We start from the raw sequence: 13,531 nt of genomic DNA on the forward strand, positions 1-13,531 counted from the left end.
TGTGAGTCGCTCCGCGCTTTCCCCATGGGGGACACAAACCTCGCTGCGCGGCGGCCCCTGCTGGGTAGCCGCTGGCCAGGGGCATGCTCAGTTCGAGCAACTCGCCACCAAAGAGATGAAAGGTTGATTGGATGTTGAACCGTTTGCTCTCCGGCGATCTGCCGCGCAGTCGCATCCTGGCACTGATGCTGCTGGCGATCTTCCTAGGTCTTGCCGTGGCGCCGTTTGCCTTCCCCGGTGTCAAGGCGCTCAATGTGGCGGCCAAGGTGCTAATCTTTGTGGTGCTGGTGGCCAGTTTTGACCTGCTGCTGGGCTATACCGGCATCGTCAGCTTTGCCCACACCATGTTCTTCGGCATAGGCGCCTATGGCGTGGCCATTGCTTCCGGCAAGCTGGGGGCGGGCTGGGGGGCGCTGGCCCTGGGACTGGGTGCGGCGCTGCTGTTGTCGCTGCTCCTGTCCCTGGCCATCGGCCTGTTCTCCCTGCGTGTGCGTGCCATCTTCTTTGCCATGATCACGCTGGCCGTGGCTGCCGCATTTCAGACCCTGGCTTCGCAGCTGTCTGACTGGACGGGAGGCGAGGACGGCCTGACCTTCAAGATGCCCGAATGGCTGTCGCCCAGTTTCGAGCCCTTCGAGAACGAGATCTTCGGCACCCTCATCGACGGCAGGATCATCAGCTACTACCTGCTGTTTGTGCTGGCGCTGCTGCTGGTGCTGATGCTGCTGCGCATTGTCAATTCGCCCTTCGGCCGCGTGCTGCAGGCGATTCGCGAGAACGAGTTCCGTGCCGAGGCCATCGGCTACCGCGTGGTGATCTATCGCACCACGTCCAGCGTGCTCTCGGCCCTGTTCGCCTGCGTGGCCGGCGCCATGCTGGCGGTCTGGCTGCGCTACAACGGGCCGGACACCACGCTGTCCTTCGAGATCATGATGGACTGCCTGCTCATCGTCGTCATCGGCGGCATGGGCACGATTTATGGCGCGGTGATCGGCTCCGTCATCTTTCTGGTCGCGCAAAGCTATCTGCAGGATTTGCTGCGGCTAGGCAGCGAAGCCGCCGTCAGCCTGCCATGGCTGTCGGCCCTGCTGTCGCCCGACCGCTGGCTGCTGTGGCTGGGTCTGCTGTTTGTGCTCTCGGTCTATTACTTCCCCACGGGCGTGGTTGGACGGCTGCGTGCTGCGGCGTCGCGCAAGGACTGATTATTTCAATTTTTATAGCTGAAATCGCTTGATGCATAAGCGTTTAAGGCCAAACTCATTCAAAAAAATCATGAGCCAGACTTCTCCCGCCTTGCCCCTGCCCGCATCTTGCTATGCTCTTTGCGCGGGCTATGAGATTCATTACCTTGACTGGCAGCCTCAAGGTCCGACCAAGGCCACGGTGATCGCCTGGCATGGCCTGGCACGCACGGGGCGCGACATGGATGCACTGGCGCAGTTTCTCGTGGCGCAAGGCTATCGCGTCATCTGCCCGGATACGCTGGGCCGCGGCCTGAGCCAGTGGAGCCGCAACCCGCGCGAGGAATATCGGCTGCGCTTTTATGCCCGTCTGGCGCACGAGCTGATGGATGCGCTGGCGCTGCAGCAGGTGCATTGGGTGGGGACCAGCATGGGCGGTGCGATAGGCACGGTCTGCGCATCCGGCCTGTTCGAGCCGGATCTCAGGCACCGCATTCTCACGCTCACGCTCAACGACAATGCGCCCGAGCTGGCCGAGGCTGCGCTGGCCCGCATCAAGAGCTATGCAGGCCGGCCACCGGTGTTCGACACCGTCGCCGAGCTGGAAGGCTTTTTCCGCGCGGCCTACAAGCCCTATGGCTGGCTCAGCGATTTCGAGTGGCGCAAGCTGACCGAGACCAGCACGCGCCGTTGCGACGACGGCCGTGTCACCCCACATTACGACCCGCGCATGATCGAGCAGTTCACCGAGCATGACAACGACTATCTACTCTGGGATCACTATGACTCGTTGCAACTGCCCGTGCTGTTGCTGCGCGGCGAGGAGTCCGATCTGGTGCTCAAGCCGGTGGCCGAGCAGATGCAGCAGCGCGGCCCCGGTGTCCGAGGTCTGCTGACCTGGCTGGAAGTGCCGGACTGCGGCCATGCGCCGGCGCTCAATGTGAGCACGCATTTCGAGGCCGTACTGTCCCATCTGCACCAGGCTTGAAGCGCAACAACCTCGCAGCCCCGGGGATGTTCACGTCTCGCTAGCATCGGTGGCTAAGCCCGGTCGGGGTAAGGAGCGTGGGTCATGGGTTTTGTCGTCGATCTGATTCGGGAATACGGCTTCGGCATTGTCTTTCTCAACGTGCTGGTGGAGCAGCTGGGCGCACCCATTCCGGCCTATCCGGTGCTGGTGGTGACCGGAGCGCTGGAGGGCGGCAGCCTGGCACGCCTGGGCTGGCTGACCGTGATTGCGGTGGCCGCAGCGCTGATAGCCGATGTGCTCTGGTACCACGCAGGCAGAGCCTATGGGCACCGGGTGCTGGGACGTATCTGCCGCATTTCGCTCTCGCCCGATGCCTGCATCCGTCAGACAGAGTCCGTCTATGGCCGCTGGGGCGCCAGGTCTTTGCTGGTGGCCAAGTTCGTGCCGGGCTTTGCCTCCATTGCCAGCGCGCTGGCCGGCGTGGTGGGCACGCCGCTGCGCACCTTTGTGTTGTTCGATACGCTGGGAGCCCTGATCTGGGTGGGCTCGGCGGTGTTTTTGGGCTCGCTGTTCAGTTCCACGGTGCAGGATCTGCTCGATGTGCTGACGGCCCTGGGCAAATGGGGGCTGCTGCTGCTGTGCGTGGCGTTCGCGGTCTTCGTGGCGCGCAAGTGGTGGCAGAGGCAGCGCGTGGTGCGTTCGCTGAAGATGCCGCGCATGTCGGTCGAGGAACTGGCGGGGCTCAATGCCCAGGGCATCACGCCGACGGTGATCGATGTGCGCGAACCCCTGCTCTTCGGTCAGGGTCATATTCCCGGTGCCAGCTCCTGGCTGGAGCATCAGGGCAAGGGCAGGGCGGCCTACGAGCACTTGCTGCCGCGTGAGCGGCATGAGCATGGCCTGGTCGTGTATTGCGACTGCCCTGACGAGATCTCCGCCGCGCGCGTGGCCAGGCAATTGCAGCGTGCGGGATTTCACAATGTCCGGCCATTGTCCGGTGGCCTGACGGCCTGGGAGGCGGCCGGCTTCGAGCTGGAGAAGCCCGAGGCCTGAGCAGGCCCCAAAGAAAAACGCCCTGACCATTCCTTGGGCAGGGCGTCGGGTGGGGTCGAAGCGCTTACTTGCCGGCAGGCATGGAGCAATGCCCGCCCTGTGCGGCCTGGCCGGAGCCGGCGGCAATCAGCGGCGCTTCGAAGCGCAGGTCGATGGCCGGCGATGTATGAAAGTCCCAGGCCAGAAAGACGAGCAGCACGGCCCAGAATACGGTGCGCAAGGTGCTTGGTGAGGTCATGGTTGTTCCTTGCTCAGAAGCCGAAATGGCGGCGGATGCGCAGGCCGAAGATGGTGCCTGCAAATGCCAGTGGGACCCAGATCCAGCCGTGGATGGAGCCGGTGGAGATGCCCGAGAGCATGGCGCCCACATTGCAGCCGAAAGCCAGGCGCGAGCTGTAGCCGAGCACCAGACCCGCCACCAGGGCCACGACCCATTGTGTGCCTGTCAGTGCCTTGGCTGCCGCCGGCTTGCCGGCGGCAATCCACAATGCGCCGCCCAGAATTCCGATATTGGTGATGCTGGTCACATCCAGCAGCACGGTCTCGTGCAGGCGTGCCGCATTGCCGGGCTGGCTCCAGAACCAGTTGCTGGCCAGATCGACGGCGCCAGTGGCATTGGCGATCTTGGCGGCCCACAGACCAAAGCCGTAGACCACGCCCCAGGGCTGGCCCGCAATGATCAGGTTGAGCGTGGCCAGGATGGCCAGCAGCACGGCACCTACCAGCCATTTGCGCACCAGCAGCGGCTTGGCCGGGCGGTTCAGAGCGGCATTGGCCTTTTTCACATACAGGGCCACGCCTGCCGCGATCACGGCCAGCGCGACCAGCGTGGCGATCAGCGCTGGAGCCCAGCCCCATTGCGTGACCAGGCCCACAGGTGCCGTATTGCCCAGGTCCAGCCACCAGCCCAGGTGCAGGCTGCCCAGAAAACTGCCGATCGCAAACAAGGGCAGTATGGCTGTGTTCATGGGGATGCCCATGCCCGCCTTGTAGAGGGTGCCGCTGCCGCAACCGTCGGCGATCTGCATGCACAGGCCGAAGACAAAGGCACCGACCAGCAGGCTGATGCTGGGTGGGCCGAGAGCTGCCGTCAGCTCCGGGAAATGGCCCAGCAAAGGCATGGCCAGTGCCGCAGCCAGCGCCAGCAGCAGCAACTGGCCAAAGATGCCGCTGCCGTCCTTTTCCTCGACCAGCATGCGCCAGCCCGTGGTGAAGCCAAATCGCTTGCCGGCCAGCACCGCGCCCAGGCCTATGCCCACGGCAAACAGCGCCGCCTGACGCACCGAGACCGACCACAGCAGCCAGCCAAAGAAAACGGCCAGCAAGGCCGTTATGGGAAGTCGTTTCATGTTTTTAGTGTTAATTCAGTGCCTCAAGAGTTCGAGGCTTGTAAAACCGCCACACACCAAGTCAGAGACACCAAGCAAGAGCCGCCTCGCAGCGAGGGTGTCTGTCCCCCTTGGGGGAAGGCGCGAAGCGACTCAGGGGGTTACTTGAATGTTTTTTCCCACCATTTTTGGGCGTCATAGGCCAATGACTGGGCGCGGCCCGGCTGGTTGGCCATGCGCGGCGCGTCCTTGGATTGTGTCCAGTCCACCATGGAGCCCGCATACAGCTTCACATTGGGCAGGCCTGCCATTTCGGAGAGGCCGAACCAGTCGGTGGCTGCCCAGTGACCGGTGTTGCAGAAGGCCACCATGTCCTGACCTTGCGGGCGCTGGACCTTGGCAGCGATTTCCCGGGCCTTGGCAGCATCCACGAACCGTGAGGTACCGGGCACAAACCATTGATTGAAATCCAGTTGCTGTGCGCCGGGCAGGGTGCCCGAGAGCTTGGCGGCTGGCGCGCGGGTCTTGCCCAGATAGAAGGCGTCGGGGCGCGAGTCCACCAGGGCCGCATTGGAGAGGTCGATATGCTTGCCCACATCCTGCTGGGTGGCCAGCCAGTTGGCGTCAAAAGTCGGGGCGTAGCTGCTGGGCGCAATCTGCACCTGGGTCTTGCCCAGGGGCTTGCCTGCGCTTTCCCAGGCCTTCATGCCGCCGTTGACGATGGACAGCTCCTTGAGGCCCAGGCTTTTGAGCGTCCAGTACACACGCGCCGCGGCACCGAAGTCCGTGGCATCGGTGCCGCTGGAGATCACGATGGCATGGGTGGCTGGTGTCAGGCCCAGGGACTGCACCAGCGCCACCAGCTTGGCTTGGTCGGGCAGCTCGCCAGGATTGGTGGCCGGGCCGCGCCATTTGCCGTAGGGGGCGTTGGCGGCCTGTGCGATATGGCCGGCCTCGAAGGCTTTGGGGTCGCGGATATCGATGAGGCGGACATCGGCTTGCTGCAGCAGAGGCTGCAGCTGTTCGGGGTTGAGCAGGGGCTGGGCAGCGAGCGCCCAACTGCTGGCGCCCAGGCTCAAGCCCAGACCCAATGCATAGCTTGTGAGAGAGTTTTTCATGGCAGGAGTCGGCAAAGCCGATTCATCAGGGGCATGGCTATGCCCAGGGCCTCTATTGTCCTGGCCTTGCCGCGACAGGGCCAACCAAGAAAAACTTGTCTGCTTATTGCCTGGGGTCATGAACCGGCGAACAAACAGCGTGGTTTCTGATAACTGTAGTTAAAAGTGGATGATTCGCTTTGTGAGTAAGCGATTGCAGCTATCAAACTTGAGCAATCATGAGCTTTGCCCGGCCGGAAACAGCTCCTGCACCGCCCGCCGGATACCGCCATAGCCCGTACAGCGACAAAGGTTTCCGCACATCTGAGCCTCGGCCTCGGCAGCCGTGGGGCGGGGCTGCTGTTGGTGCAGCCAGCTCATGCTCATGACCATGCCGGAGGTGCAATAGCCGCATTGCACGCCGCCGCAGCGCGCCAGCGCGTCGCGCACGGGTTCGCTGGCGCTGTCCTGTTCCACGGACTCGATGGTGCGCACGGTCTGGCCCTGGATCTGATAGGCCATCAGCAGGCAGGCATTCACGGGCTCGCCATTGAGCCAGACCATGCAGGCGCCGCAGCGCCCCACTTCGCAGCCGGGCTTGGCCCCGGTGAGGTGCCAGTGCTCGCGCAGCAAGGTCAGCAGCCGGGTATCGGGGCTGCAGCTGGCGCTGACCGGCTGGCCGTTCAGATTCAGCTGCAGCACAAAAGCCGGGGCCTCCTTTGCGCTGGCTGCGGGTGGCTTGCCACCGTGCTCCGGGATGTGGGTCGTCGTCATGGTGTGGAGGACTCCGCGCCCGCCTCCAGCAGCGCGATCACGCGTTCCGGGGTCATGGGCAGTTGCGTGATGGGATGCTGCAGTGCGGCGGCCAGGGCATTGGCCACTGCGGGCAGGGCCAGGTTGACGCTGATCTCGCCGGCTCCGCGCGGGCCGATGGGATCGCCCTCGGGAAGGTTCTCGATCGCCAGCACCTGCATTTCAGGGGCATCGGCCAGCGTGGGGATCAGATAGCCGTCGAGATTGCGTGCCTGGTAGTGGCCGTCCAGGCAAGCCAGCTCCTCCTGCGTGCCCATGGCCAGGCCCATGAGGGCGCCGCCTTCCATCTGACCCAGATAGCCCTGGGCCGATGCCACGGGGCCCAGGGCCGTGCACATCACCAGCCGCTGCACCTGGACCATGCCGCTCCAGGTGTCGACGCGTACCTGGGCAATGGCGGCGCAGGCTCCGAAGACGAAGTGGGTGTCATGCGCGTTGCCCTCCGGGTCCTCTGCGCGCAGGTCTAAGGAGATGCAGGGCGCTTGTTCGCCCGATGCCTTTGCCAGATCGGCGTAGCTCAGGCACAGGCCCGCAGCGCTTTCCAGGCCCCATGCGCCGCAGCGCAGAGGGATATCGGGCAGCAGTCTTGCGGCGGCCAGGAGCAAGGCTTGCTGCCAGGGCCGGGCCGCCTCCTGCAAGGCGCGCCATACCAGCGTGGTGGCGCGCGAGGCGGCCACAGGGCCCGAGTCGGGTGTCAGCCGGGTATCGCCCAGCACCGGCCGGATGGCGTCGGCTGCGCAGCCCAGATGCTGCGCGCCCAGGTTCTGTATCGTTCCGACCAGGTTCTGTCCCAGCTCGGTAAAGCCGCAGCGCAACTCGATCGCACCGTCGGCGGCCAGGGCCAGCTCCATGCGGCAGTCACTTGGGCCACCCTTGCCAAAGCCGTCGCTGCGATGGATCAGCGTGAGGCCCACGCCGTGCAGATGGCGGCCGTCCGCGCTGGCCCAGCGATGCGGCCCGCGCCACAGCGCTTGCTGGCGGGCGACATCGAGTGCGCGCTGGGCGCCGTCGAACGGAACGACATGCTGGCCCAGCGGGCCGGGTGCTTCCGGAGCGGCGAGATTGAGGGCGCGAAACGCGTCAGCTGTCATGCCGACCAGCGCAGCCAGTCTGTCCATCTGCTGCTCAAGTGCAAATTGCACCTGCACGGCACCGAAGCCGCGGAACGCACCAGCGATGCCGTTGTTCGTATAGGCCAGCCTGGCGCCGAGGTCCAGTGCCAGATACCGGTAGGGGCCGGGGGCATGCTCGAGCGCAGCATCCAGCACCTCGGGGCCATGCGTGGCATAGGCCCCGGTGTCGGCCACTATCTGCACCTGGTGGTAGGTGAGCCGCCCTTGTGCATCGCAGCCGGTCTGCATGTCGATCTGCATGGGATGTCTCTTGACACCCAGATCCACCGATTGCGGACGTGTCAGGTGCAACCGCACGGGGCGCTGCGCCCTCCAGGCCAGCAGGGCCGCGATGGGTTGAATCGTCAACTCGTCCTTGCCGCCGTAGGAGCCGCCCACGGGCGTGGCCACGGCGTGAACCCTGTCGTGCGGCAGGCCCAGCATGTCGGCGATGACCTGCTTTTCCCGCGCGGGGTTGTGGCCGCCGAAGAACAGGCGCAGGCCGCCCGCACCATCGGGCTCGGCCACACCGCCTTCGGTCTCGAGAAAGGCATGCATCTGGCGTGGCGTGACATAGCTGTCCTGTACCCGGTGCACTGTGCTTGCCCGGGCAGCAGACATGTCTCCCTGGCGGTGGCTGGCGGCATGCAGCAGATTGCCGTCCTGATGGACTGGCTGCCCGGAGGCCGCCGTGTCGTCAAGGGCGGCGACAGGGTCGCAGACAGGGGGCAGGGGTTCGTAGTCAACCCGGATCAGCGCCAGAGCCTGCCGCGCCGTCTCCATGTCCACGGCCGCAACGGCGGCGACCGGGTCGCCCACATGGCGCACCTTGTCGATACAGAGTACGGGCCGGTCCACCTTGCGCAAGCCATAGTGCTTGATGCCGGGGATATCGGCATGGGTGACCACGGCATGGACGCCTGGCAGGGCTTGGGCGGCGCTGGTATCGATATGCAGAATGCGAGCGTGGGGATGAGGGCTGCCGAGAATTGCTCCGCGCAGCTGACCCGGCTGAATGCGGTCGCTCAGAAAGCCCGGGTTGCCGCCGAGCTTGGCCCTGGCATCGGGCCGGATCGGTAAAGCCTCCAGGCTCAGCTCGCGGATGTGATGAGGGGTGAGGAATTCCATGATGGTTCAGGCCAGCAGCCCGCAATGTCCAGCAATCAGGCGGCTGGCAATCCGGGCCAGATCGGGAGGCAGGCTTTGCTCGCAGGTGGTGCGTATATCGCCGAGGGAGGGGCGGATCTGCAGCTCCTGCGCATAGCTCAGCAGCTTTTCCGTGGCTTGCAGGCGGTGCACGCCTATGCCCGGGGCTGCCGCTGCAATGCGGTCCAGGTTCAGGCGCTTTTGTGCATCGCTCCAGCGCAAGGCCATGCGCAGGCGCGCGGGGGAGAATGCCGCGCGATAGCCGACTTTCTCGAACACCAGTGGCCGGGGCTCCATCACATCGCTGCGCGGCAGCAGAAACGAGAGCATCAGAGGCCGGTCCATGAGCTTGAGCGTCTGCGCCAGCGACTGCAGGTTGCCGTCCGTCAGCTCGACCTGCGCATCCATGGCCAGCAATACCGGGCAGCAGTCGCCTTCGCCCCAGCCTACATTGCCGCCCAGGGTTCCCAGGCGGCGTATTCCCATGGCCCCTAGCTGATCCAGGGCCTGGACGAGCACGGGGGCGTGCTGCTGAACCCAGGGGTGACGGCGCACGGCCTCCAGCCGCATGCCTGCACCGATGTGCAGATATTGCGGGCCGAGGTTGATCTGCTGCATCTCGGGCCAGTGCATCACATTGATGAAATGCGTGGCCGACGGCGCCAGACGAGGCTCTGCCCATGACTGCTGCAGCAGCGTGCCCCCGGCGATGAAGCAGGCGGCATCGCCGAGCTTGCGGGCCAGGGCCTGCGCGGCCTGGGGTGACGAGGGGTGGGTGAGCAGCATGGCAGCCTCCTGCTGGCTTGGTCCTCAGCGCTGCGCCCAGAAGGCTTGCTGCTGGGCGGCGATCTCGGCCTCCATCTCGGGTACGGGGCCGATCAGCTCCACGGCCTTCTGGCAATGGTCGAAGACATAGCGCGACGAGACGCTCATGGTCGGGTTCTCGCCATGGCTGCCCGTGCATTCCAGCAGGCGGTGTTCGGTCATGCCGAACACGATGCGACCGATATTGGCCCAGTAGGCCGTACCGGCGCACATGCAGCAAGGCTCCACATTGGTGTAGAGCGTGCAGCTCCAGAGAAAGTCGGCCGTGTAATTGGTGGCCGCCATGCGCGCCAGGGTCGATTCCGCGTGGTTGACGGTGTCGATATTGCACTGCTCCATGAGCACGGTCTCCTGGTCGGGACCTACCAGCACCGCGCCGAAGGGGTGGTGGCCCATTTGTGTGGCGCGCTGGGCCACGGCCTGGGCGTGACGCAGATTGCGCTGGATTTGTTCGGCAGAGGGCGTCAGGCCCTGGGGGGGGAAGTTCTTGTCTGTCATGGTGGCGGTCCTTGTGTTGATCAGGCTGGAGTGCTCTGGCTCCAGGGAAAGAGGCGCTGGTGCAGCTGCTGCACGCCACCATAGAGCAGCAGGCTGCACAGCACCAGCAGTGCCAGTGCGGCAAAGGCCACGGGTACCTTGAAGGAGGAGGTGGCAAACAGGATCAGATAGCCCAGGCCTTTTTCCGCAGCCACGAACTCGGCGACCACGGCGCCCACAATGGCCAGCGTGATGGAGACCTTGAGTGCCGAAAACACATAGGGCACGGCAAACGGCATGCGAATCTGCCAGTACTGGCGGCTGGTGGTGGCGCGCAGTGAGCGCGACAGCTCCACCAGCTCTGCCGGCACCGAAGCCAGGCCCAGGGCCGTGGAAACCACCAGCGGGAAAAAGGCAATCAGCGTGGTGATGACCACGCGGGGCAGCAGGCCTGCACCCAGAGTGACGACGATGATGGGAGCGACGGCCACGATGGGGGTGGACTGGATCACCACCAGCCAGGGCATGATGATTTTCGAGAGCAGCTGCGATCGCGTGATGGCGATGGCCAGCGGAATGGCCAGTGCGATCGCCAGCGCATAGCCTATGAGCGCGACCTGCAAGGTGGCCGTGACATGCTCCAGCCAGCGCTGAAGCCCCATCTCGGCAGCAGCCAGCCAGATCTGGCTGGGAGCGGGAAAAATGTACTCGGGTATATGCGCCAGGCGGCAGGCGCACTCCCAGAACAGCAGGACGGCGAAGAAAACCAGCAGCGACGCATGGCGTTGTATGAGGGCAGACATAGGGGGCCTCTTGGGGCTGCGGGAGGATCTTCAGGCGTGTGCGGGGTGTTTGCTGAAGACCTTGAGACGAATCTCGTTGGCCATTTCAGTGAACACGGGATCGGCCAGAGTGGCCATGCTGCGCGGGCGTGCCAGCGGCACATCGATGATGTCGGCCACACGGCCAGGGCGGGCGCTCATGACCACGATGCGGTCGGACAGCAGCAAGGCCTCCTGGATGGAGTGGGTCACAAAGACAACGGTCTTGGGGCGCTCGTTCCAGATGCGCAGCAGCTCCAGGCTCATTTCGTCGCGGGTGAGTGCGTCCAGCGCCGAAAAGGGCTCGTCCATCAGCAGGATGTCCGGGTCATGCAGCAAGGAGCGTGCGATCGCGACGCGCTGCTGCATGCCGCCCGAGAGTTCGTGGGGCCGCTTGTGGCCGAAGTCCCTGAGGCCGATCATCTCCAGCAACTGCTGGGCGCGGGCCTCTTCCTTCATTTCCACATGGCCGTATTTGTGGCGCATGGGGAAGGTGATGTTGTCCAGCACCGAGAGCCAGGGCAGCAGCGTGGGCTTCTGGAACACCATGCCGATCTCGTCGCGTGGTTCGGTCACGGGCAGATCGAAGATGCGCACCTCGCCGCTGCTGGGGCGGATCAGGCCCGCAATCAGTCGCAATATGGTGGACTTGCCGCAGCCCGAGGGGCCGATCAGCGAGACGAATTCGTGGCGGCGCAGATGCAGGTCCACGCCCTGCAGGGCCGTGACAGGGCTGCCATCGCTGGAGACAAAGGTCTGGGTGACCGCGTTCAGATCGATTACGTATTGCATGGCAGGCGATCAAGGAAAGAACAAGGGCGGGAGCGTGAGGGCGGCGCTGTGCCGCCCTCGCATGGGATTTACTGGCTCAGAAAGCGGCGATCCACCAGCGTTTCCGGGTCGACCTTCTTGAGGTCATAGCTCATGGACTGGGCCACCCAGCCCCAGGTGGCAGCCAGCAGCCGGGGCTCGAATTTGCCCAGGCCGTCGCGCTGGCTGATCTCGTTCCTGAGCAGCGGGATGGAGGCTTCAAATTCGGCCTTGACCACGGCTGTGTCGGCCTCGGGCACTTGGGCCTTCAGCGACTCGGCCGCCTTTTGCGGGTTCTGGATGGAGAACTCCAGCGACTTGCCCAGTGCCCGCACATAGCGCTTGAGCACTTCGGGGCGTTCCTTGATGGTCTTGTCGCTGGCCATGACGGACCAGCCATAGCCGTCAAGACCGAACTGCGTCCAGGGCAGGACCGACAGTTCCTTGCTGGCCTGCTTGAGCACGGCGCCGAAGGCCGGAGCCACGGTCACCCAGTTGATGGTCGCGTCCACGCGGCCCTGGGCCAGCATGGGTGCCAGCGTCGCCGGGTCCGACTTGATGACCTTGATCTTGCTGGCGTCCACGCCGTTCTTCTGCAGCACGATGGGCCACAGGGCATTCGACGAGGAGAAGGTGGGCATGGCCACCGTCTTGCCTTCCATGTCCTTGAGGCTCCTGATCTTGCTGTCGGCGCGCGTGAACAGCGCATCGGGCTGTTTGGAATACAGCGACATCACGGCCTTGACGGGAATCCTGCCTTCGGCGGCGGCCATCATCAGCGCCGAGATGCCGCCAAAACCCACATCGGCAGAGCCCGAGGCCACCTTGGTCACGGCATCGGCCGAGCCTCGGCCGGGAACGATTTTCACGTCCAGGCCTTCGTCCTTGAAAAAGCCTTGCTGCACGCCGGCATAGACAAAGGACTTGTCGCCCCCGGGCAGCCAGTCGAGCTGTACCGTGAGCTTGTCGGCTGCCTGGGCCGCTGCGCCACAGGCGACGAGCATGGCGAAAAGGGCGGAGCGTTTGAAGTAGGTAGCAGGGCGCGTCATGAATAACTCCTGAAGAATGCGAGTTTTGGGTAATTGGTTGCTATACATTGATGAGCGGCATGCGCAGGCTCATAAACGGTTTTGATTGAATTTCATCTAAAGCCGGCAGCAAGGCGTCGCTCAGGGCCTGAGGGCAGGCCAGCTGTGGCACATGGCCGCAGTCGAGGCTGATGCGCCTGGCGCCCGGCGTGAGCTGCTGCATGCGCTGCTGTAGCGGCAGCGTCACGGAGCGGTCCTGGCGACATTCCACATAGATACGTGGCACCCGGCCAAAACGCTCGGCGCTGAGCCGGTTCACCATGGCCCGGCCCGTTTCGGGCTGGACGCAGAGACGGCTGGCGGCCTTGAGCGCTGCGGTCGGAGGGCAGTCATGAAGGAACAAAGCCATGGCGGCTTCCAGCGGCACGCTGCTGGCATTGCGCTGCTCGTTCCAGGCCAGATGCGGGCCTATGCCCTGGTAGTCAAAGCCCGGATCGGCGGCGCGGCATTGTGCGATCACATCGCCGTAGCTCATGCCGCTGGGCAGCATCATTCCGGCCAGGTAGACCAGGGCGCTGACCCGCTCGGGGGCGGCCTGGGCGACCTGAGACGCCGTCATGCCGCCACCGCTGTGACCGACCACCACGGCAGGGCCATCCAGCGATTCCAGCACGCGCAGCACATGGGCGGTGTAGCCGTCGAGATTGGCGCAGCTGTCGTCTTCGGCGGCGGCATCGTTGCCAGGCAGATTGACGGCAAGCACCTTCCAGCCTCGGGCCTGCAGCAGCGGCGTCCAGGCCGCAAAAGCCCAGCTGCCTTGCCAGGCCCCGTGGATCAGCACCATATTGCGTGAGCTTGCCATCGTGGCCT

The 13,531-nt window shown here is 64.7% G+C and carries 14 protein-coding genes; 3 read left to right on the forward strand and 11 right to left on the reverse strand.

Features of this window, described 5'->3' with window-relative positions:
• Positions 1 to 131: 131 nt before the first annotated feature.
• The 3 genes from DJFAAGMI_RS00100 to DJFAAGMI_RS00110 all read left to right on the forward strand — a co-directional run bounded on the left by DJFAAGMI_RS00100 (position 132) and on the right by DJFAAGMI_RS00110 (position 3,204).
• Positions 132 to 1,202 carry a branched-chain amino acid ABC transporter permease gene (locus DJFAAGMI_RS00100; RefSeq protein WP_211455486.1) on the forward strand — a complete coding sequence of 357 codons (1,071 nt, stop codon included), beginning with the start codon at positions 132 to 134 and terminating at the stop codon, positions 1,200 to 1,202.
• Positions 1,203 to 1,272: 70 nt separating this feature from the next.
• Positions 1,273 to 2,169 carry an alpha/beta fold hydrolase gene (locus tag DJFAAGMI_RS00105; RefSeq protein WP_211455487.1) on the forward strand — a complete coding sequence of 299 codons (897 nt, stop codon included), beginning with the start codon at positions 1,273 to 1,275 and terminating at the stop codon, positions 2,167 to 2,169.
• 84 nt (positions 2,170 to 2,253) lie between these two features.
• On the forward strand, positions 2,254 to 3,204 hold the full coding sequence (locus DJFAAGMI_RS00110; protein ID WP_211455488.1) for a VTT domain-containing protein: 951 nt from the start codon (positions 2,254 to 2,256) through the stop codon (positions 3,202 to 3,204).
• 64 nt (positions 3,205 to 3,268) lie between these two features.
• Here DJFAAGMI_RS00110 and DJFAAGMI_RS00115 read toward each other — a convergent pair whose 3' ends face one another.
• The 11 genes from DJFAAGMI_RS00115 to DJFAAGMI_RS00165 form a co-directional block, all read right to left on the reverse strand.
• A complete protein-coding gene (locus DJFAAGMI_RS00115; protein WP_003057543.1) occupies positions 3,269 to 3,442 on the reverse strand; it encodes a hypothetical protein in 174 nt (57 codons plus the stop codon).
• A 13-nt stretch (positions 3,443 to 3,455) separates the two neighbouring features.
• Positions 3,456 to 4,553 (reverse strand): YeeE/YedE thiosulfate transporter family protein, encoded by a 1,098-nt coding sequence (locus DJFAAGMI_RS00120; RefSeq protein WP_034357963.1) that lies wholly within the window; start codon positions 4,551 to 4,553, stop codon positions 3,456 to 3,458.
• A 140-nt stretch (positions 4,554 to 4,693) separates the two neighbouring features.
• Positions 4,694 to 5,650 carry a sulfurtransferase gene (locus tag DJFAAGMI_RS00125; RefSeq protein WP_211455489.1) on the reverse strand — a complete coding sequence of 319 codons (957 nt, stop codon included), beginning with the start codon at positions 5,648 to 5,650 and terminating at the stop codon, positions 4,694 to 4,696.
• 216 nt (positions 5,651 to 5,866) lie between these two features.
• A complete protein-coding gene (locus DJFAAGMI_RS00130) occupies positions 5,867 to 6,403 on the reverse strand; it encodes a (2Fe-2S)-binding protein (protein ID WP_211455490.1) in 537 nt (178 codons plus the stop codon).
• Positions 6,400 to 8,682, reverse strand: a complete 2,283-nt coding sequence (locus DJFAAGMI_RS00135; RefSeq protein WP_211455491.1) for a xanthine dehydrogenase family protein molybdopterin-binding subunit — start codon at positions 8,680 to 8,682, stop codon at positions 6,400 to 6,402. The genes DJFAAGMI_RS00130 and DJFAAGMI_RS00135 overlap by 4 nt, the downstream gene beginning before the upstream one ends.
• 6 nt (positions 8,683 to 8,688) lie before the next feature.
• Positions 8,689 to 9,486, reverse strand: a complete 798-nt coding sequence (locus DJFAAGMI_RS00140) for an FAD binding domain-containing protein (protein ID WP_211455492.1) — start codon at positions 9,484 to 9,486, stop codon at positions 8,689 to 8,691.
• 24 nt (positions 9,487 to 9,510) lie between these two features.
• Entirely contained in the window at positions 9,511 to 10,023 is a 513-nt protein-coding gene (locus tag DJFAAGMI_RS00145; RefSeq protein ID WP_211455493.1) for a nucleoside deaminase, read from the reverse strand.
• A 20-nt stretch (positions 10,024 to 10,043) separates the two neighbouring features.
• Positions 10,044 to 10,805: an ABC transporter permease gene (locus DJFAAGMI_RS00150; protein WP_211455494.1), complete on the reverse strand. Its 762-nt coding sequence runs from the start codon at positions 10,803 to 10,805 to the stop codon at positions 10,044 to 10,046.
• 30 nt (positions 10,806 to 10,835) lie between these two features.
• Positions 10,836 to 11,615: an ABC transporter ATP-binding protein gene (locus tag DJFAAGMI_RS00155; RefSeq protein WP_114864281.1), complete on the reverse strand. Its 780-nt coding sequence runs from the start codon at positions 11,613 to 11,615 to the stop codon at positions 10,836 to 10,838.
• A gap of 68 nt (positions 11,616 to 11,683) precedes the next feature.
• Positions 11,684 to 12,682: an ABC transporter substrate-binding protein gene (locus DJFAAGMI_RS00160; RefSeq protein WP_211455495.1), complete on the reverse strand. Its 999-nt coding sequence runs from the start codon at positions 12,680 to 12,682 to the stop codon at positions 11,684 to 11,686.
• Positions 12,683 to 12,722: 40 nt separating this feature from the next.
• A complete protein-coding gene (locus DJFAAGMI_RS00165) occupies positions 12,723 to 13,523 on the reverse strand; it encodes an alpha/beta fold hydrolase (protein ID WP_211455496.1) in 801 nt (266 codons plus the stop codon).
• Positions 13,524 to 13,531 lie beyond the last annotated feature (8 nt).

The organism is Comamonas brasiliensis, from assembly GCF_018292285.1.
GTDB classification, from domain to species: domain Bacteria; phylum Pseudomonadota; class Gammaproteobacteria; order Burkholderiales; family Burkholderiaceae_C; genus Comamonas; species Comamonas brasiliensis.